Here is a 20119-nt window from a genome sequence, read left to right as displayed (position 1 = left end):
GAACCCCTAAGGGAACTATAAAACAAATCGTTTGCCATAAGCGTACAGGTCAGCAGATTTTTAGAACTGAGGCTGTTTTGACGCGCTTAAGGAGAGTGATTATTGTATAAGCCGTAATAAGGGGATATAAGCGCCTACATTTGACAATGGACGTCAAATCATGCTATTCTGTGCAATAATTGTTGCATAATTCAGTTTTCACGTTATTTTTGACGTCCATGCAACAATCAGGCATTGCTCAAGTACGAGCTTACCCTTTGTCTTACAACCGCAAAATATACAGGAAAGGAAAACCAGAATGCCTTTACATGAAGAAGTTATGGCTGGAATAGCCCGAAAAACAGGGCTGTCTCCAGAACAGATCAGGAAATCCTCTCCGGAAGAAATCAGAGCCCACTTAACCAAGAAAACGAAAAAAGATTTCAAAATCACTTCAGCGTTTCCTTTTATCGGCAGGGGTAATGTCTTGCGCGACAAACTAAGATCCTCTAAAGACATCAACCGGGAAACAGATAAAATCCTGGGGTTGTAAGTGGGAGCTGAAGAAACGGGAGAGGTGAAAGATGCCTTTGCATTTTACCTCGAATATGTCAAACCACTGTATTGTGAAATAGAGGCAATCGATAACACCCTTCCTGTAGAGCTCCTTTTTGAAATTCATGCCGCTTTTGATCACTTGCGTCGTTTTTACGTGGACGGAGAAGATGAAGCAAAGTCGACCCATAAAGCCATCAGCCACCTGAAACGTGGTGCCTTGGATGCCTTTAAAATCAAACTCAAATATTTCAACACCGAGCTGGAAAGTCTATTGACCAGCAGCGCTGATTTAACCCTGATAGACAGTGGAGAGTTTCTCTCGAATCTGCTCAGAGATAGATACGAAATAATCAAGCTTGGAACACAGGCGCGTCTTGCAGAAAGCAGGAACGATCATATTGATGCCTTTGGCAAATGGTCACAGGTCTCCATTGCCATTAATAGATTCTGCGAAAACTATCTGCACAATTCAAAGAAACTCAGTTGGGCGAAAAGGAAATCAATTTGCTTAAAATCGAAAGCAACGGTTATTGCCTTTTTGATAGGTTGTGCGTCTTCTTTTATTGTTTCTTGGCTTATGACATTTTCTTCTCAACATTAGTTTAGCGTAAAAAAAACAGCGCCCCTACCAAGATCTCCCCCAATGACGGTTGAATAGTTCTGCGCACCTGACCGTCCCACCGTATAGCGTTTTTTTGTTCACTGGAAACACTCCCTTGTTTTTTTATAAGCATGGCATATAATGAGTCTGACGTCAGTAATGGGGTCAATCTTCATCAAACCCTCCCCTCTGCCGCTCCCGCTTCACTCCATAAGCAGAGGGGACCTTTCTCAGGTCTAAAAAACGACAGGGCAACAATCGCGTTATCCTACCGTTCAATTCTGAGAGATTTCTTGGTCGTCTGTTTTAAACTGTGACTCGGGTCCCTTCGTCAGTTCATATGTATTCGTTTTACAGGTTTTGGTTGTTGGTAATATACCGATCAAGAAGAATTAGAATTACCTGGCCGGTTTGACAAAGTCTTTTCTGTATAACATTACAAAACAGGCGTTACACAGATCCGTATAATTGCTTGTTAAATTTTTAAACAATACTGACTGATGGATTTATCTATGACCACTAAAGAGTGGATTGACTTTATAAAAGAAGAAGTGGAAAGCTCACTAACACTGTTCTATGGATATGCAGCTTTCTCAGAGAAATTGAAAGATCAAAGTTGGGTCAATTTAATAAATAGAAATGTAAGATTCTGGAAAATATATGCTGCCTCTACCCAACGTTCTTTATTTCTATCATTAGGCCGCTTATCAGATGACGGACCAGACTGCAAATCATTTACGGATTTTCAAGCCATCTGTTTCACACAAATAGCTGATTTCTCGAAAGAGGAATACTTGATTAGAAATCCGGATATTATGAAAATAAATCCCAACTATTTTGACAATGCTTACTTCCCAACAAAGGAAGACTTTGCGACACTATTTAAACAAACGAGTCAATACAACAAGTATTTACGAGATGAATGTAAAGCAATTAGAAGTAAAGTTTTTGCTCATGCTATACTCAACAAGGAAGAAGAATATTTAGAACTATTCAAGGCTGTTACTCTTGATGATATAGAAAAAGCATTGTTGACATACTATTCAATTATTCGTGATATTTGGGATTTATTTCACAACCTTAGAAAACCAAAAAACAAACCGTATAAGTTTGATGAGAAAGACGCCATTTACGACTCAATAGCTTTAGCGATTAATGAAAAATAATTTAACAAAACGTTCCAGCGGAAGCCGAAACAGCCCGGCCCCCGCTGAACTCCACGTTGTGCTGAATAAAGGAGACAAGGTTATGGCAAGGAAAACACATCATGTTGTGCCTGGTGGGGAGTCAGGTGGATGGGATATTAAAAAAGGTGGTGGACAAAAATCGATTAAACATTTTGATACCAAGCAAGACGCTGTGAAGCACGCAAGAGAAATCAGTAAGAATCAAAAGTCAGAACTCATCGTTCATAAAAAGGACGGTACTATTCAGAACCCAGACAGTCATGGGGGAGATCCTTGTCCACCCAAGGATAAAAAATAATAGGTTCCTTATTATCCATTCTCTATTTTTAAAAATAGTCTTTCTGGGAGGTGCCGGTGAAATTAAGTGAAAGATTTGAACTTAACAAAACCCAATTCGAACTTGATTTTGTAGACATCGACCTTTCTACGGATATTCCTTTATTCATTGACCCTTACTTTCTGGCACAACGAAATGACCCATGGTCCATGGGTGCCAGCAGAACGGTTCGTAGTTTTTTCCAGCAATTAATTAACTTAATTAGAGCAGGCGCCACAGCGCAAGCCCGAGAACTTTTTACACATTTGGGCGAGCCAAATGAAACTTGTTTAGGCCTTTCACAAGGTCCACCTAAGGGAAGAGGTGTTGGGACAGAAGATTCAGATAAAATTTTTGAGAGCCTTCTGGAAAGTGCTGCGGTTCAAAGTGGTATTGTTGAGGACATTGAAGACTGTAGGGTTTTTGTACCTGGAATAGACAAAGACAAAACTTCTGATATGGCAACAAATATTATCAGAAGACATCTTATCGAATACACTCAAAATCAATGTAGACTGTGGGGGATGCCACTCCAGGAAAATGTCCCGTCTGGTTATGGGTGGGACAGACATAGTCGAGAGTGGATAAATGATTACACAGAAATGTTTGTTGTAGATGGTAGAAAAATATTGCTCACACCTAAGGCCATAGTTTCATTTGTAAAAGACTACACCGCAAATAAATACCTACAGCATTTCGTGTTGAATTTTCTGCAGAATGAACACCTTCGTCTTAATACTGCCCTTGTCCAACGAAAAATAAGAAAAGACGGAAGTGAGAGAAGATGGGTCACAAAAAAAAGCATTAGGGAACACGAACACCCTATTACTAAAGAATTTCTTGCCAAATTCACTCAAGATCATCCAGAAATCTTCGCTAAATTCAGAGAAGAAACAGCAATTGAGGTTACATCTCTTAAAAATGAAGATCTTACCCCTGAATCACTAAATGGCATAATTGACTATCTGATAACAGAATTAACAAACACACCTCCTGGTAATGAAAACGCAACCCGATACCATAGATTGACTGTCGGTATTCTAGAATTAATTTTTTATTCTAATCTAACATCACCACAGGTTGAACGTGAAATTCATGACGGCAGGAAAAGGATTGATATTACCTTCGATAATGCCGCCCCATTTGGTTTTTTTCATCGCTTACACACAACTTACAACACTCCAGCACAATACATTTTTGTCGAGTGTAAAAATTATTCCCGAGATGTCGCAAATCCTGAATTAGACCAGCTTTCCGGACGGTTTTCTCTTCACAAAGGTAAATTTGGTTTGCTTTTGTGCAGGACAATAGATGATTTGAATACCTTCTTGGCAAGATGCGGAGATACTTATACAGATGGTCGGGGAGTAATAATTCCTTTAGTCGATGACGATTTAATATCAATACTTGATAGCCTAAAAGAGGGAGTAGAGCGCCCCGAAGAGGTCTTGTTGAGTGATCGGTTCCGGGATATTGCGCTCCAATAACTAAGGAAAAAGCACAACAATTTAATACAGCGGATGGCGTTATCGTCGGTGGCGCTGACGCGGCAAGTTCATTGGCACCACCGCTTATCAAGACGTTCATGGCGACTTTGTCGCCATGAATCGCGATGCCTACTACGGTACCAATCAGGCCGGTACGGTAAAATTAATCTTACCCTGTCTGGGTAAAGGTATAGTTATGCGGCACTCCTGAGACCAAGCAGGAAAGTACACTGTACACGGGCGCCAGTTCTTTTTTTGGTACCCGTCTCAGCATATCGATGATCAGGGGATCGATATCCTCACAGCCTTTATAGGATTGCTTGTTGTTGGCAATCGCCTTGCGTAGCTCGGTCCGGATCTCCTTTCGGATGGCTTGAGTAACAGCTTCCATATCCAAAGCCGGTGCTTGCTGCTCACCAACATAGCAGCCTGTCCTACGGATCTCCGGCAGCACCTCCTCAAACACCCAACGCTCGAACTTTTTCGCTGATGGCAGCTTGGAACCGATCATCATGCGGTAAAGGTCTGGTTCATAGATGACACGAACATCCTTCGCTCTACCATTTGCGTCAATCAAGGTACGGTGTTTCGCCGTACCTTGACAATGACGGTTTATCGCATTGTTAGGGTGTTTGTATCCCAATGCAGTAGCCACATCTGTGGCCACAAACAGGATACTGCCGTCTTCATCGATCAGGGTGCGGAATTGTTGGGACTCGAAGGAAAAGGGGATAACTGCGAGGTGCTTACTCATAACATTGCTCCTTTGGTAGGGGAGACGGTGCCCCGTTTCGGGGCACCGTCAATAATCCACCCTTTTCCATGCCAAAGAAAAAGGGCGAAGCTGTGCGGGTTGGCATACCGGACCAAAGGAAACCGGCGGGCACGAGGCCCCCACACACAGCCCGCCCAAGATAGAGCAATGCCGTGTTACGGACACAAAAATACCGCCAATCAGAAAAAGAGGCGGTGCATCCGCCTTTGGTTTTCGGGATGCCAATCCCGGTTGCAGATTTTGCAACAACACCATCACCGTACCCGAAACCCATCTTTTCCGTCAACATGATTTTACCACTCGCCCTGCACCTTAAACACCTGCTCGATAAACGATTCAAGACGCAGGGCAAGAAAATCCTCAACCGCCTCGCTGTATGGAAAAGGACCAGATGAAGTTCCAGGGGTGTCACCGGTCATCATTTTGCAGAGGAACGTTTCCTCGTCAAAATTACCCTGAAACTCGATCTCTTTGTTCAGCAAACCGTTATCACCTGGAGTCGTGCTCACTTTCAGTTTAACGGCAATCAACCTGGAGAGTCCGTCACCAACCACATAATCAGGCTTATTGATCTCTTCAATCTCTGCTTTGAACCCATATGACTCAATGGTTTTCCGGCAACTGTTCAAGGCAGGTAAAACAGTGTTGCGCAAAAAATCCTCCAACGAGGAGGCAATCATTTTATGCCGCTCTATTTTCAGCCGTTTCTCTTCTTCAGCGGCCAGTTTTTTAGCTTCCAGTTTATCTACAACCTTGCGCATTATGTCATCAATTCGTGCTTCCATATGCCTCTCCGTATTATTTTTCTATATATCAAAACTGTAACAGATTGCGGACCTCTTCACAGCAGCATTGCTTGCAAAAATCTTAGTTCCCAGGTTACCAATCAAAATTCCGTTATTGATCATGCTGTTTCTACTCCTGTAACGTCTTCCTCAACGCTTTTAATAGTCTTCCCTGCCCGGCAGAGAAAGCACTGTGGGTTGGAACATCGGTGGTAGCGGATCCGCACAGAACCTTCCCATGGTCTGGTGGAATAAATCTTTGCCCGTTGATTGCAGGCCGGGCATATGGCCCCGTGGCGCTGGGAAAACACCACCCCTGCTTCCGCCTCCTCCTGTATTTGCAGCAACCAGACTGTGATCATTTGGCTGGACATATTTTTTGCAATCCTCTCATCCGAACATTCTGCGGCCGCCGGTGAACGGGTTGGCTGCAGGCTGCTCCTTTTTTTTCTTTTGCGCCTGGCGCACGGTCTTTTTCCAGAACTTGATCCGTAATATGTCGGCAGCCACCAGCGACATGAAGCTGGCATCCCAATAATGCTGAGCTTTCCCTCTTGGCTGCTGCCACAAACCCCGTTCATCCACATATTCTACGCACAGATGTTTTGCATATTCTTCGGTTGCTGCAGCATGCAAACGCCATCCACCAGGATCCAAAACCTTGATGGCTAGTTTTCCCGCAAGCATGTCTTTGTAGTGGTGAGTATCACAGGTGTAGAGGCGTATGCCGCCTGGAATTGGTTTGTTGGTTCCGGGGTAACGATCCACATTGGTGACCGTAAAGGGATTAGCCCTGCGGCCTGAAGCTCCCTTGTAGGGTACGATCTTGCCTGGATGGGCCAGGCAGAAATCATATACCTCTGAGGTACGATGCCCCATGGCATCCTGTATAGTTAGCGCTATGGGGTAGATATTCCCTGCGCTGTCCTTATATTCATCTTCCCACAGGATTTTTGCCAAGGCCTGAAAGGTGACTGCAACTCCGCTGCTTATATGCCAACAGGTTTGCTCCAGTCCCCATCCCAAGGCATTGATGTAATAGACAAACCCATCGTCCTGGGTATCGACTCCAGCCACAAGAGTAGCAACCTGGTTATCTCCAGGTACCAAGCCTTCAGGCCGATCATCACGCAACGCCAGGATCTGATCCTCTTTACGTTGAACTTCGTAATCATAATACGCTTCCGCAGCATATTTATTGGCAAAGGTGTGTGTCTCTTCTTTTGAGCTGCGAGCCTTTACCATGGCCGCTGCCAGTTCAGAGAGTGAAACCAGGGGAGAGATCCATCCGGGAGAATGGAAACAGACTTTTTCTGGCCGCTCGGCTTTCAAATATTCAAACCGTGGGCGTGAATCATGGGTAAAAGGTTTCCCTGCCTCCTGGAGCTGACGCCAATTTTTACAGCGTGCATACCATTCGCCATCCTGTAGGGCCTTGTCCCGTTTACGATCATCCCATTCAGATCCACAGACAGTACAGATATACCTGCCAAGTTTTTCCTGCAGGATTTTTTGGGGATCCTTTTCATCGTTACAGCGGATGTGCTTGGATTCCATATAAATGCGTTTCCCACAATCCGGGCAGCGGGGAAAGAAATCAAACACAGCATCGGCATTCAGCAGGTATACCCAGATAGGACCAGAGGGCAGGGATGGTGTGGAATTGAACCAAACCTTGGAACCGAACTTAAATGCACGAACACGTTCAAGAACCAGCTCCATGGTCGGGGCTTCCTTTTTGCTGGCCCGCTCCGGATATTTATCCGTTTCATCCAGGAAAAGATATTTGGCTGAAACATTGCCCATTGAGGTAACCGAGCCAGCCCAGCCCATGTAAATAAGCATGGTCTGCAGCTTAATTCGGAAGGAAGCCACATCATCCTGCACACCGGTCAACAGGGAGCGCAACCGGGGTGAGCCCTTGAATACCGGTGCAAGATAATCGTTGGAGCGTTTGCCGGCAGTGTCACGATCCGGGTAGACCACCAGGGCAGAGCCTGGATCAATGTCTGCCAGGTAGGCAAGGCAGGTTTCCATACCTGCAGAGGAACCTGTCTGTGCGACTTTGCAGTTTCCCAGTTGTTTGATGAACGGCAGCACAAAGGTGTCGATAATACCGTTCATGTGCGGGATAAAGTTGGAATCGTAATACGAACCTTCCAGCGGCCCATAGGTGATACGCCTGTTCTTCGGGGCCCATTGCGATGGCGGTATACGCTTACGCTTTCTGTATACCTTGCGCTCACCAGCTAAGGAGCGAAAGCGAATACGGACCCGTGATGAACGGTTACGGAATTTTTCCGGCAACCACTCCAGGTCCGTTCGCAGTCGTACAACCTGGGTTTTACCGATATCTACAGCGGGGCAGGCCATAACTTACTTGCTGCGTAAAAGTTCCAGCTGGTCGGCAATGACCTGACCATCCCCGCGGATCACAGCCAGGGCCATATCAAGAAGTGCTGATTCTTCATCGGTTGATGAAATACAGGCTTCCAGTGGCAGCACCTGTTCAGGCACGTTTTCCAGAACGTGTTCATTGCTGGTTTCACTTTTTGGAAAGTATGCATCGCCATGAAATTCTTGTAATGCCTTAACTACAGACTCCGGGAAGTTACGTACATAACTCCGCATACCGGAACATCTGGAGCATACCTGTTTATCAAAATGATTTTTCAGGCGCATATTTTCGGTACCGCATTGCGCACACTTTCCAACGTTGCTTTTTGCCATGCTATTCTCCGTTTTTACTGAATCGCTTTGTGTTGATTGTTTATCTTTCCACTGCTTGTATTGGGCCATCAGGTCGTACAAGCGATTATTCTTTTGCAGTTGTTCGTCTGTCACGCTGATAACGGAAAGAGAATTCTGGGCCATTACTCTGCCTCCAGAATGACATCAAACTCCACATCCCTGGCAAAAGCAGAGCAGCGTTCCTCGATGTCAATTTCCATGGTTGAAACCAGATCGCCTGCAAGTTCCTGGTTGCCGTCAACCAGCTCCACATAATCTGCAGCCCTGGTGTGCACCATGTGTTTCAAATGGGCAAGCAGGGCTACAGCCCGGCCAACAACTGCCAGTTCAAATTCATCCCTGGGGATGAACTTTTTTTGTTTAATCCCAAGGTCATGTTTCTCCCGGGCCAGCTTTACTTCGGCCTGTTCGACCTCCAGGCGCGCCTTTTTCTCATGAAGCCTTTCCAGCTTCTCGTTTACCTTTTGGTCAGTCTCTTCTCGCTTGAGGTGGTTGCGTGCATATTTTTCCACCTTTTTCAGGCTGTATTTGCCGCCTGTGTCAGGCCGTAACAGGCCTTCGCTACAGTGCTCGTAAAACTGAGATCTGCCGATTTTCCACCCATCAGCCCGCAGGAATCTCCAGGCATCAAGCTTGGTTGCAAAGAGGTCTTCTTCAATTTGCTGTTCAGCATCTGGAGAAATGTTTTCGACCACGTTCAAGCATCCTCCAGTTCATTGAAATAGGTGTTTGCCAGTCGGCTCAGAAGTGGGTAGCGATAAACAGCGTCCGGCAGGTGCTCAATGAATTCCCCTGCTTGATCTGCTGAATGGATCAATTGCGTTATACGGGCCCGTTTCTCTGGGTTTCTTGCTGACCATTCATCGGGAATTACTGGGCCTACGCCCATGCCCTGGTCATAAATTTTGACAGCTCCCCCGGATTGGAGAAACAGATCGAGCAATTCTGCCACTTCATCAGGAAGCGTGTGCGCTGCTGGTGGCGTGGTTTCCTGTACGATTTCATCAGTTAGCTGCATGGCTGCAGGCAGTCCAGCCAGAATCCATTCATCAATATCAAGCCCTTGTTCGTAAGCTTCGCCAGGATCCTTGCCAACCGGTACCGGCCACCGTTTGCATTGCGGGTAATTATCCATCCACCATTGTAGTGCCTTGGGTGCCTCACCGTCATAATCCAGGGCAAGCAGAATGGAGTGGGCTTTGGAAAGGGCAGTGGCTGTTTCTGTATCTGGCTTCATGGCCAGCGCCCCCAGGGCAACTATGCCTACCCGGTTTGTGAATCGATCTATCATGGCGCCATCAAGCTCTGTCTCGACCACAACAAAAGCCTCGCGCTCTGGATGCTGCAGCCAGGTGTCCATGGCTGAACCTTTGACAACGTGATATTTTTTCTTGGGATTCTGCTGGTCCTTTTTTGCCAGGCGGATGCGGATCCGGCGCAGGCCGTGACCGTTGAAATACGGAATCACAATGCCGGCAGGCAGAATAAATTTCTGTGGCTTACCGTTTTTTTGTTCGTCAACCATGCCCCAGCTTTTCTGAGGGCGGAAGGATGGGAGCCATTGCTTGTCATCCTTTTCTTTTCCAAGATGGATCCCCAGGCGATATTTTTTTACCTGGTCAAGGCCTACGCCCCGTTGCTCAAGGTAAGCCAGGGCAAGCGGACGATTCAAAAGCGTTTCATGGCAGATATCGACAAATTTCTGTGCATGCTGCTGCCACATATCAGGATCAACCACATAACCTGGCCAGTCACATCGACGAGGATCAAATGAATGGCGGCTTACAACTTTTGGTGGCTTGGGGCTGCGATACTGCATGCTATTTGAGGGTCTGGTCGTTTCGATACCCAGAGCTGCACAGGCGTCGCCAAAACTCATGCCACGAATCTGCGTGAGGTAGCTAATGGCGTCTCCGCCTTTGCCGCAACCAGCTCCACCTTTGCCATGGCCACAGTGGAATGTACCCAGGCCGGCAGCTTTGCCTTCACCCTGGCCAGGATACAGACAAAACCGATCATTACCTCCGCACAGCGGGCAGGGGCCTTGCAGTTCCCGGCCCGACGCACGGCGCGGTTCAAACCCATCTTCTTTGTACAGATCAACAATGTTCATGATGCAATCCAGTAAACAGGATGATTGTTTTGAAAAAAATGTCGTGATTTAAAAGACATAAAAACAATCCTCCCTTTTTGAAATAATCGTCCTGGTTGTATATATCTGTTTCTTCTTTCTTTTTTTATATAGCAGGATGAAGGGAGGATTATATAAGGTCTACATGTGTGAGAAAAAAAGGGTATTTCCTCATGTAAGCTCTCAATAAAAATCCTCCCTCCCTCCCTTCGTCCTGATTTCAGTCCGCAGAAAGGCGCAATCCAAGCCCCAAATACTTCATCACACCGCCGGTTTTGATGGCATCGAACTTTTCTTTGAGCAAAATGCCGAATTTCTTTTTGGTCAGGCCTCTGCGGCCACCACCAGATGCCTCCCACCAGGCCTGATAATTTTGATAGAGATATTTAAATTCAGTCTCCAATCCCGGATCCAGTTCGCAATTTTCATCAATCCAATCCTGCAGTACATCTTCATTGCGTCTGTATTCCTTGGATGCTTCAATCACGCATTTCTGGGCAGCCAGCCCATGTTCGACATATTTCAAGTAGCCGCGAAGCAGCCAGGCAAGGATTCCTGAATGTTCCCTGGCCAGCTTCTCTTCAAGCTGCAGATCCGCAGGCCGTTCGTATGGTTTTTCCAAAGCTCGGTTTACAAATGACAAAGGGAAATCAATGATCCGCAGCCTTTCAAAGAACGCATTGTCATTGGCTGGGGCATATGGTTTGTGATTGAGAATCAGGAAAAGGGTATGGGTAGGGTGAAAGGTGGTAAAATCTTTGTCGTTGATGCCTCGACCTGTAAGGGGTTCGTTGCCAGTCAGATTTTTGATTTTTCCAACAGCAAATTTGGCATTTTCTTCAACTTCAGAGGCCCATACAGCGCGTTTACCTTTCAGGCCCAGAATTTCAGGTGACGGACCGGAACCGCTTTTTTGAATGGTGGATGTCAGAAGCATTTCCGATTGAATGGGGCCGCACAGATCACCAAGTACTTCAAAGACTTTGTTCATCAGCGTTGATTTTCCGTTGGATCCATACTGCCCATAAAGCACCAGGAAGATGCGCTCCTTTGAAGATCCGGATGCGGCATACCCAAGAGCCCTATGCAGGTACTCGTATTTCTCTTCATTATTATCAAGGGAGGCTCTGACAAATTTTTCAAATTCAGGGCAGGGTTCATTGAGCCCCTTCCATTCAGTTGGTGCTGCCATGGTGAGCCAGTCATCTGGTCGACCTGGGCGCAGTTCACCGGTGCGCATATCCACAACACCATTGGCCACAGGAAGTAAAAGAGGGTGCTGATCTAATTGAGCGGGAGCCACTGTGAGGGGAGAAGAGTTTGAAACAGCACAGCTCAGGCAACTTTTCCTGCCGGTAACTGATCGGAGTTTTTCGATTCTTGCCAGGATCCTGGCTTTTTCTTTTGCCATTTTTTTGATGTCTCCTTCGCCGGTTTGGTCTGCCTTTCTGATTTTTGCCTCTTGCTCTTCCAGCAGGCGGAGATATTCAGGAATAACGGTTTTCTCTATTCCTGCCAGAGCTTGACCATCGTTGTCCTGTATCCAATGAGGGCCTACAAATTTCAGCCAGCGTTTTGAAACGTTGTTATGGGCAAACTTCCCACGACTTTTATAATTATAGAGTTCGGAATCTCCGACTTCGTTTGCCCGGTAGCATTCCCAGACAAATTTCAGGGGCACATCCGATCCATTGCCTCCGCCCGACTTTTTTCCAGAATTATCCTTGTGAGCTGAGCGGGATTTTTCTTCCTCTACTCGCCTGGCTACTGCTGCCTGTATGCTAACGACTGACATGGATATCCCTCCGGAAACCATACACCCAGGACCTGGATGCATGCCCCTGCAGGACTTTGACAATTTTTGGAGTGTCAACACCCTGTAGAATCATGCGCTCCGCGAGTTCAGCAACAATTGGTGCAACTCCGTCAGGATCGATTACAAAATAGCGACCGCATATTCTGCATTGATACCTTTGCTTGCCGGCTTTTGTTCTTCCTGATTTAATGACCTGTACTCCTCCGCACCGAGGACACTCGCAATCAATCATTTTGGTTCCTCCTTCAGTTATTCTGTTGGCTATGCTGATCTGCATCCCTTTGACTCCATGTCAGATGTTCCGGTTTTCCGCCCAAATATATTTTTTCTCCGCGAGAGACCATCGAGGTTCGTTCCACCCGTGAAAGGGAAGGCCTCAGAAGGACCCGCGGTAGTGCAGGATGGTTTATTTTTTATGGTCTGGCTTTTGGGGAGGGTCGGGGAGGGGGATCGCCTGGGGAGCCAACCGGCTTCCCTTAACGAGCCATGTCCGGCAACCTGGATGGTCATTGGGCAGCTCCACGTTGGCTCACACATAAGGAGCCAGGCGCTGCTCCGTTTATGCTTTTCGCCTGGCTTATCCTGCCGGATGGTTGAACTGTATTGTGTTGAGTGGTGAAAGAGGGTTGGTAGGCGGAGGGAATAGTGAGATGCGCAACGGAGAGCGACGCGACCCTATCAAGGGTTAGAATGAATTGGAGAATGCAAAAGCAAAAGATCGCCACAACGAGTACAGATGGACTGTATTTCTTGATCCTGGTAACCATGAGTCTTTCCCTTTCTGTTAGATGATCTTTATGCCGCTTGCTTTACGCCCAGGGCGGCCTGGTTTTTTCTTTGCTTCCAGGAAGGCAATGAGATCGCAGCGTTTGATCAGTATGTTGCCCTTGGGACCACAGGGACGTGAATGCTTCACCAGCTTTCTGTCCACCACCATGCGCCTGAAAGAGTGGTAATTCATCTTGGCTTCTGTAGCGGCTTCCTGCACGGTGAGGAATTCTCCGCTATCCTTTTGTTCGGATCCTGCATTATCCAGGTGAAGAAGCAATTCTTCTATCCTGGCAAGCCGACGTTCGATGTTTATCAGGGTAGCTTGGTCAGTCATCACAACACTCTTTTTGCTTTGTTTGCTCTTGTATATATTTGGCCACTGTGCGCTGAATTTCAGCTTCGGCTTCATGACCAAGGAACACGATGGTATCTATGGATTTTCTTTCATCAATGGCATCTTTGAGAGTGGAAATAGCCGTGTAGTCTGCCAGGATTTCTTCTGTTATGGTGGGCAGGGGCTCTTTGAATTCAGATGCATCAACATCATCGATCGAAGAGGCCAGGAAAGTTAAAGCATCCTGAACCACATAGGCCATTCCCCTTGCATCCAGTTCTGTAAAGAGCGCATGAAGGGTATCCAGGGGATTCTTGCATCGGTGTTCTGTGAAGGCAGGATTCTGTGCCCAGCTGTAAGCGCTGCGTACCTTTCGATTGAATATCCGAGCAACACGTTCTGCGCCGATGTATTTCCTTGCAGCCTGGAACACCTGCCAGGACTGCAGCTCTGGTGAATTCATTGTCATGGACTTGATTTACCCCTGTGATATTCTGTGGATATGGAAAAGCAAAATCCTGATATTTTCTGGACAGACAACGCCCTCCCCGCTACTATGGATGTGCGACCAAACACAGGGCCGAGAAGGCCGATGGAGAGGGGCTGCCTGTTTCATGCCGTTTTTTCCTTTGAGCTGGGACATACACCATGTACCGGCTGCCCCAAAAAGTCTGCTATTCCCTGCAGGACATTCTTCTGTCGTCTTGCGCCACTGATATTCATAGTGACAATCGTTGCGCTATTAAGGCCGAGTAATTCAGCAAGGCGGTTAATTGCACCCCAGCCACCGCCTTTTTTATGAATGGTTTGCCGGATCTCATCATGGCTCGTGAGGTTTTTTGTTTTTGTGTCCATGTCAATAAGGAGGGGAAGATGAGAAAAGTTATATATTCTGAAAAGTTGTATTTTTGCCCTGTCACAAATAGGGAAGAAATACTTTCCATCAAAACAACTACCTTGAGCGTGGAAAGCCGGATGAGAGAGAATGCAGGAGAAGAGATCGCGCGGAAAGAAACGTGCACAATTATCGACTGTAGTGGTTTGAAGGATTGTGGTGTTAGAATCGTTCATGGCAACTCACTCAGTCACGATTGGTCGCAATGTCCGGCGATAGAGATTTTAAAGACATCGAGAAAGATTTCTCGATCTTGATTGCCGCTCATCAGATTGATTTCAGCTATTTTTTGAAATCCTCCTGTTGTTGTCATTTTCTTGATGATAATCTTTTCTGGAATCTCAATGTCGCACGGAGGATCAAACAAATCGAATGTGCAAATTGTATGTTCATTTGTGGTTTGTTTTGTCACAGGCCATCCTCCTGTTAGTAATTATTTGCTAGGAAGTTAGCATCTGATTTTAGCGTTTGTCAATTAGTAAATACTAGCTTAATTAGCAAGTGAGTTAGCATGAATATTTTTTTTAAACGATTACAGTATGTTGCTGCGGTAAAAAAAATCAACCAAGTTGATATTGTAAAAGGAACAGGAAAGGCTTCGAGCACCGTGAGCAACTGGTGGAACGGAAACATTGTCCCTGGAAAGAGAAACACAGATGCCATAGCACATTTCATCGGTTGCGATCCAAACTGGCTGAGAACAGGCGTAGGCGAACCGTTCCCAGGTGGACATGGCAACAGTATCATCAGTGGCAGCAAAATTACCGGATCACAGATAGTGCAATCTAGCACCACAGGGAATCTCACCTTTAGTGATGGGAATACGGAGCAACTACTCGTGAGCACTCCGTTTCTTGTGGAAATTGATGAATGGCTCGAAGAAATGGAAAAAGATGAACCAGGGTTCAAGACCTGGTTCAAAATAGAATTTCAGAATAAATTTTTGAAATTTGCTGAGTGGAAGAAAAAATAAATCAAAACAAGGTTTAATAAAAATACCACCACTACATCGTGGTGTTTTTCCGATAATCTGAACTAACAGGGGCTTGCCGTCGCTGTTAAGTTGTGTTAACGCTTTTTTATTTTTTATCCTTTATTGCGAGGGGTTATGGGAGAAAGCGTTATACATCAATCCCACCTATACAGGTCGATTTCTGTTCAAAACAGCAGCATAGAACAACTGATCTACAAGCTGAACGAGACTCAACTCGAAACAGCTGAGGATATCGAAAAAGCCCAAGATTTAAATGACCAATGCATCCATAACCTAAGAAAAAAGCTTGATTTCCTAAAGCTAAAGCACTGGTGCGCAAGTATGGTCAGCCTTATATGCGGTGGACTCATCCTCATGGCTGCTCTGTTCTTCTTTGCGATCTATTTCTTCGGCGTAAAGGCAACCAATGACCATCCATATCTAGCCATCTTCATCGCTATCGTACTGGCTCTTTCGTCAGAATATTTTATTCCAACAAAAAAACTTGAATATGAAGTCAAAGACTTAGAAAATATCATAGATGGCCATCTGGAAATAAACCGCCATCTTATAAAATGCCGAATTGTAAAAAAAGTGGTTGATAGATAGGTGTTTCACTCTGTTGGTGAGGGGTTATTCATGAGTTTTAACATACAAAAATAGCAAGAATCATGAGGGGAGGATGCATGGACTTTGTAGACCAATTACAAGCGTTGGCAAATAGGATGGAGAAACAACTCTGCAATATTTCAACAGAAGAAGCTACAAAGAATGCGTTTGTAATGCCATTTATTCAGGCTTTAGGTTATGACGTTTTTGATCCCTCAGAGGTCGTTCCTGAACTAACAGCTGATGTTGGTAGCAAAAAGGGAGAGAAAGTTGATTACGCCATCTGTATTGATGGGAAACCGTCCATGCTATTTGAGTGCAAATCTTGCAATGCTAACTTGGATGAAGTCCACGCTGCTCAGTTAAGAAGATATTTTCATGTAACAGAGGCCAGAATTGGTGTTCTGACAAACGGACGACTTTACTATTTTTTTTCTGATCTTGAGGAAGCAAACATTATGGATCAGAAACCGTTTATGGAAATCGATATTCTCAATCTGGACCCTCAACTCCTGCCAGAATTAAAAAAGCTCACGAAGTCATCATTTGAACTCGATAAAATGCTGACAACCGCAAATGAATTGAAATATGTACGAGCGATTAAGAACATTTTGGCCGAAGAAATGTCTGAGCCTACAGTCGAATTTGTCAGGTTTTGTGTCTCCCAGGTGTATTCTGGAATGAAAACCCAACAAGTGCTCGACCAGTTCACCGTTATAGTTAAAAAAGCATTTAAGCAATTTGTGAACGATCAAGTTAACGATAGGCTAAAATCTGCTCTTGGCGGAAATTCTAAAGAGGAAAGTTCTGTAAGTGATGAAGCCGAAGATGACAATACTGAGGATACCCGTAACGGTATTGTCACAACTGAAGAAGAATTGGAAGGCTTTTATGTCGTCAGGGCCATATTGAGAGAAGTGGTGGAGATTGAACGTATTTTTCACCGAGATACAAAAAGGTATTTTGGCATCATTTTAGATGATAGTAACCGCAAACCAATTTGTCGCCTCCACCTGAATACCGCTCAAAAATATATAGGCCTGTTTGATGACGAAAAAAATGAAACAAGGCACCCGATTGAAAGCTTGGATGATCTCTATAAGTTTGCTGACGAAATAAAATCGAGAATCGTTTTTTATAATGAAGATGCGTAAATGAACAATTGTATGGCGATGGGGTGCGATACTTTTAACTTCCAAACGATGCAGGAATATACTGTGATTGATTGAAAAACTGGTGAAAAACGATCAATTTTAGACCGGACAAGAGACAATTATTTCCTACCACACTTATAACTGCGAATGGTCAATTATCATAGCTGTCATGCTATTTATTTGCCACTTAATAATATGTAGCTAAGCAGTTAGTTATATACGTCCAAGGAAAGGAGAATAACGAAATGAACGTTATAGTCATGCTAATGGTGATTGGTTGTGCTATATGGGTCTATTACGATGCTACAACTTTAGGAATAAAAAGAGGCAACACTTCTGGATTTTTTAACCTTGGCCCTCTAGGATGGGCGGTATGCGTGCTCATGATTTGGATAATAGCCTTTCCTCTTTATCTTTTTAAGCGTGGAGACCTGAAGGACGATTCAGATTGGGATTATGATGAGATCGAAAACGATGAAAAACCATCGGCGATCAATAGGACCGCAAAATTTATTGCTATTGGATGGACGATTCTTTGTTTTATTGGCGTTATAATTGGACTCGTAGCAGTAGGTGAGCAGACCTATGGTATGACAAACGAATATGAGCTTGCTGGCGCTAGTATAGGGGCTACAATCGGCATTGGAATATGGTTCATGATATGGGCATTTCTAACTGTTCCAGCCACTATTATATATTTTCTAACACGTAAAACAGTGGTCACTGTTAGAGATACGGTGGTATCCGGCAATAGGAAAATTTCCGGCGCTACTAAAAAATGCCCATTCTGTGCAGAAACAATCAAAAAAGACGCGATATTCTGCAGGTTCTGCAAAAAAGACATCTCGAAAAGAAAAGATCCACAAGTTATACACAATGTCTCACCACCAGTTCTCCCTAAAAAGACGATCAATGTTACCGACCTGGTAGCAACCGCAAAACAACATATAAAAAAGGAAGCGTATAATGAGGCAGTAGATGCTGCGTCAAAGGCGATTGATGGCGATTCCGAGAATGGCGAGGCATATTTTCTACGAGCTGCAGCCTTCTCGAAACTTAAAAACAAACAACGAATGCTTGCAGATCTGAAAGTATCTGCGGCTCTGGGGAATGAATTGGCACATAAAAATCTAGCAAAATTGAAAGTTGCATAAAGGATGTAGGTTGTTTTTATATATTTGGTTGTTTGCGGCCTAGATCTGTATAATATTGTAGGAATAGTGGCGTGACTAAAAAGAGAAGAAAAAACATACAGCACCAAGGTTCAGTTGACGGAGAGTTTGCAAGCAGGGTAGCCCTTGGAAAATATGTTGCAGATACCCTGACAACGCTAATAAGATGGGCTGGCATTGTGATTTGCGTTTACTTCGTCTACAAGTCTATAGAGGCTTTGGCAGGGAAAGAAACCATGAGCAAGATTTCCTTGACCGGAAAGCTTGGTACGGATATAAGCTTTAGTCCACCATTCTACCTATCTGTGGCGCTTGCTCTTTGCCTTGCCGGAATTACTTATGGTTGGTTTCAGCGGAAAGAAAAGCAACGTGTCATAGCCCATTTTGAATCAAGAAAAGTACAGTGGGAAGAATCGATAGATCCTGGAAGAAAATCCAGCCAACTCAATGCTGACGGAACAACCAGAATCGGAGATTTATAATGTATACCGTATATCTTACCCCAGTTCTCTTTTTTGCCTCACTGGCATTGCTTTGGTTAGTATACCATTGGTTGTATAAAGATTATCTTGTCGACAGGTTCAGGCAGAGGATGTTTGAACTGAGAGACGAGTTGTTTGACGAGGCACATAACGGCCTGATCGATTTCAATCATCCAGCCTACGGTGTTTTAAGAAGAACAATGAACGGCAGCATCAGGTTTGCCCATGAATTGTCTGTTTTGCAGTTTTTCTGCACTTCAATATGTGTCGGTAATACAGTTGAAGAGAAAAAGGAAGAACGATACAATTTCCAGCGAGAGTTCTCAGAAGCGATTAACACTCTCGATGAACCGACCAAAGAAAGGATCTTGGAATACAGAACCAATATAAACAGGCTGATTAGTGAACACCTTATTCTTGATGGATTAGCCTTCTTTATACTCATAGCTATTATATTGGTTATCCCAGCTCTGCTTGCCTATGCTTGTTATAGGCATGTGTTTAGCAAAATGAAATCGCTCATAAATAGAGAATTGAACGCTCTTGAGTCGACAGCGCTTTCCGTTGGTAAGCTCTAAACAGATGTAAAATCTATCGACGTTGAGCCGACACAATTAAATTTGTTACACCCGTTTTTACACCCAAAAAATATTTCCCTCCCAATAAATCACGAATAAACGTTAGTTTGAAATGTTTTTGTGCTGGACTCAAAATCCAGCATGGGGATAACTTTGTGTCGGTTCGGTTCCAACCTCTACGATAATGGCCAGAGATGTAAAACAGCAGCAAGGATGGGGGCTGGAAACCAATTGAGACAGTCTGAACAAGAGGCTGCTCGCAACATTCAAAAACGATTACGAATTTTAAACGAAAAAGGAAAGGCCTTCCCAGGTGGTTATTTTATAAAGCTAATTGTGATGAGCTTGAAAAATTATTTATGTAATATCAGTATTATGTATGGTTTATGCAGGCAGTAAAGCCGAATTCTAGCATGCAAGCCTGTGATATACCGGTGAGCAAGAAAGCAATGACTAAGCCTATTCCTGTGTGTCATACAGCGATTACACCGGCAACTACCACAGATCATTAAGTCGATCAATATCTTAATGCCCAACTACGGCAGCATGTCCTAATGATGTGTTGGCTATAGAGCAGCGGTCAAAGGCGTATTGATTGTCTCTCAATTTACTGCTCAGATGTCGAGTAAGTCGCAACGGGAGCATCCGATGACTATGGCATCATTTGACGACGCGGAGTCTCTTTTCTCTGGTAACTCTTTTGCCTTTGGTCTTTTCCTCATATCCATCAAAAAATGAGTCAAATTTAGAATTGTATTTGGCGCA

25 protein-coding genes are annotated in these 20119 nt (G+C 44.7%); 11 read left to right on the top strand and 14 right to left on the bottom strand.

The window, feature by feature from the left end:
- Positions 1-298 precede the first annotated feature (298 nt).
- The 5 genes from G493_RS0104550 (at position 299) to G493_RS0104530 (ending at position 4128) form a co-directional block, all read left to right on the top strand.
- Complete coding sequence (locus G493_RS0104550) at positions 299-532, top strand: hypothetical protein (protein ID WP_028579427.1); 234 nt, start codon at positions 299-301, stop codon at positions 530-532.
- Positions 533-1138 carry a hypothetical protein gene (locus tag G493_RS0104545; RefSeq protein ID WP_028579426.1) on the top strand — a complete coding sequence of 202 codons (606 nt, stop codon included), beginning with the start codon at positions 533-535 and terminating at the stop codon, positions 1136-1138.
- Between the two features lie 512 nt (positions 1139-1650).
- The gene (locus tag G493_RS0104540; protein WP_028579425.1) at positions 1651-2304 is read left to right on the top strand and encodes an AbiU2 domain-containing protein; all 654 of its coding nucleotides are present in this window, start codon (positions 1651-1653) and stop codon (positions 2302-2304) included.
- Between the two features lie 82 nt (positions 2305-2386).
- Positions 2387-2623, top strand: a complete 237-nt coding sequence (locus tag G493_RS0104535; RefSeq protein WP_028579424.1) for a DUF2188 domain-containing protein — start codon at positions 2387-2389, stop codon at positions 2621-2623.
- Positions 2624-2679: 56 nt separating this feature from the next.
- Complete coding sequence (locus G493_RS0104530; protein WP_028579423.1) at positions 2680-4128, top strand: hypothetical protein; 1449 nt, start codon at positions 2680-2682, stop codon at positions 4126-4128.
- 169 nt (positions 4129-4297) lie between these two features.
- Here the strand turns inward: G493_RS0104530 and G493_RS31790 are convergent, their stop codons facing one another.
- From G493_RS31790 to G493_RS0104450, 14 genes are all read right to left on the bottom strand, one after another.
- Positions 4298-4882: a BRO-N domain-containing protein gene (locus G493_RS31790; protein WP_051309009.1), complete on the bottom strand. Its 585-nt coding sequence runs from the start codon at positions 4880-4882 to the stop codon at positions 4298-4300.
- Positions 4875-5192 (bottom strand): hypothetical protein, encoded by a 318-nt coding sequence (locus G493_RS0104520; RefSeq protein WP_028579422.1) that lies wholly within the window; start codon positions 5190-5192, stop codon positions 4875-4877. Before G493_RS0104520 ends, G493_RS31790 begins: the two co-directional genes overlap by 8 nt.
- Before the next feature lie 4 nt (positions 5193-5196).
- Positions 5197-5688, bottom strand: a complete 492-nt coding sequence (locus G493_RS0104515) for a hypothetical protein (RefSeq protein WP_028579421.1) — start codon at positions 5686-5688, stop codon at positions 5197-5199.
- A gap of 119 nt (positions 5689-5807) precedes the next feature.
- Positions 5808-6062: an ogr/Delta-like zinc finger family protein gene (locus G493_RS33715; RefSeq protein ID WP_028579420.1), complete on the bottom strand. Its 255-nt coding sequence runs from the start codon at positions 6060-6062 to the stop codon at positions 5808-5810.
- A 16-nt stretch (positions 6063-6078) separates the two neighbouring features.
- Positions 6079-8061 (bottom strand): terminase gpA endonuclease subunit, encoded by a 1983-nt coding sequence (locus G493_RS27775; RefSeq protein WP_051309008.1) that lies wholly within the window; start codon positions 8059-8061, stop codon positions 6079-6081.
- A gap of 3 nt (positions 8062-8064) precedes the next feature.
- A complete protein-coding gene (locus G493_RS0104495) occupies positions 8065-8562 on the bottom strand; it encodes a hypothetical protein (RefSeq protein WP_028579419.1) in 498 nt (165 codons plus the stop codon).
- The gene (locus G493_RS0104490; protein ID WP_035273635.1) at positions 8562-9134 is read right to left on the bottom strand and encodes a hypothetical protein; all 573 of its coding nucleotides are present in this window, start codon (positions 9132-9134) and stop codon (positions 8562-8564) included. Before G493_RS0104490 ends, G493_RS0104495 begins: the two co-directional genes overlap by 1 nt.
- 2 nt (positions 9135-9136) lie before the next feature.
- The gene (locus G493_RS27770; protein ID WP_035273633.1) at positions 9137-10552 is read right to left on the bottom strand and encodes a hypothetical protein; all 1416 of its coding nucleotides are present in this window, start codon (positions 10550-10552) and stop codon (positions 9137-9139) included.
- Between the two features lie 238 nt (positions 10553-10790).
- Positions 10791-12365, bottom strand: coding sequence for a DNA primase family protein (locus G493_RS0104480; RefSeq protein WP_028579417.1), 1575 nt, complete (start codon positions 12363-12365; stop codon positions 10791-10793).
- Positions 12352-12663, bottom strand: coding sequence for an IS1/IS1595 family N-terminal zinc-binding domain-containing protein (locus tag G493_RS0104475; RefSeq protein WP_028579416.1), 312 nt, complete (start codon positions 12661-12663; stop codon positions 12352-12354). Before G493_RS0104475 ends, G493_RS0104480 begins: the two co-directional genes overlap by 14 nt.
- 507 nt (positions 12664-13170) lie before the next feature.
- A complete protein-coding gene (locus G493_RS0104465; RefSeq protein ID WP_028579414.1) occupies positions 13171-13491 on the bottom strand; it encodes a MerR family transcriptional regulator in 321 nt (106 codons plus the stop codon).
- On the bottom strand, positions 13484-13960 hold the full coding sequence (locus G493_RS0104460; protein ID WP_035273630.1) for a hypothetical protein: 477 nt from the start codon (positions 13958-13960) through the stop codon (positions 13484-13486). Before G493_RS0104460 ends, G493_RS0104465 begins: the two co-directional genes overlap by 8 nt.
- Positions 13961-14103: 143 nt before the next feature.
- Positions 14104-14562, bottom strand: a complete 459-nt coding sequence (locus G493_RS0104455) for a hypothetical protein (RefSeq protein ID WP_028579412.1) — start codon at positions 14560-14562, stop codon at positions 14104-14106.
- Between the two features lie 14 nt (positions 14563-14576).
- The gene (locus G493_RS0104450; RefSeq protein WP_028579411.1) at positions 14577-14798 is read right to left on the bottom strand and encodes a hypothetical protein; all 222 of its coding nucleotides are present in this window, start codon (positions 14796-14798) and stop codon (positions 14577-14579) included.
- 99 nt (positions 14799-14897) lie between these two features.
- On the opposite strand from G493_RS0104450, the gene G493_RS0104445 reads away from it, so the two are divergent.
- From G493_RS0104445 to G493_RS31780, 6 genes are all read left to right on the top strand, one after another.
- Complete coding sequence (locus tag G493_RS0104445) at positions 14898-15359, top strand: helix-turn-helix domain-containing protein (protein WP_028579410.1); 462 nt, start codon at positions 14898-14900, stop codon at positions 15357-15359.
- Between the two features lie 135 nt (positions 15360-15494).
- Positions 15495-15968, top strand: a complete 474-nt coding sequence (locus G493_RS0104440; RefSeq protein ID WP_028579409.1) for a hypothetical protein — start codon at positions 15495-15497, stop codon at positions 15966-15968.
- A 77-nt stretch (positions 15969-16045) separates the two neighbouring features.
- Complete coding sequence (locus G493_RS0104435; protein ID WP_028579408.1) at positions 16046-17122, top strand: type I restriction endonuclease; 1077 nt, start codon at positions 16046-16048, stop codon at positions 17120-17122.
- Between the two features lie 245 nt (positions 17123-17367).
- Positions 17368-18276 (top strand): hypothetical protein, encoded by a 909-nt coding sequence (locus G493_RS33815; protein ID WP_051309007.1) that lies wholly within the window; start codon positions 17368-17370, stop codon positions 18274-18276.
- A gap of 71 nt (positions 18277-18347) precedes the next feature.
- Positions 18348-18776 (top strand): hypothetical protein, encoded by a 429-nt coding sequence (locus tag G493_RS0104425; protein ID WP_028579407.1) that lies wholly within the window; start codon positions 18348-18350, stop codon positions 18774-18776.
- Entirely contained in the window at positions 18776-19354 is a 579-nt protein-coding gene (locus tag G493_RS31780) for a hypothetical protein (protein WP_028579406.1), read from the top strand. The genes G493_RS0104425 and G493_RS31780 overlap by 1 nt, the downstream gene beginning before the upstream one ends.
- Positions 19355-20119 lie beyond the last annotated feature (765 nt).

The sequence above is a fragment of the Desulfogranum japonicum DSM 18378 genome, from assembly GCF_000429945.1.
Lineage (GTDB): Bacteria > Desulfobacterota > Desulfobulbia > Desulfobulbales > Desulfobulbaceae > Desulfogranum > Desulfogranum japonicum.
This window is presented reverse-complemented; position numbering and strand designations above follow the sequence as displayed.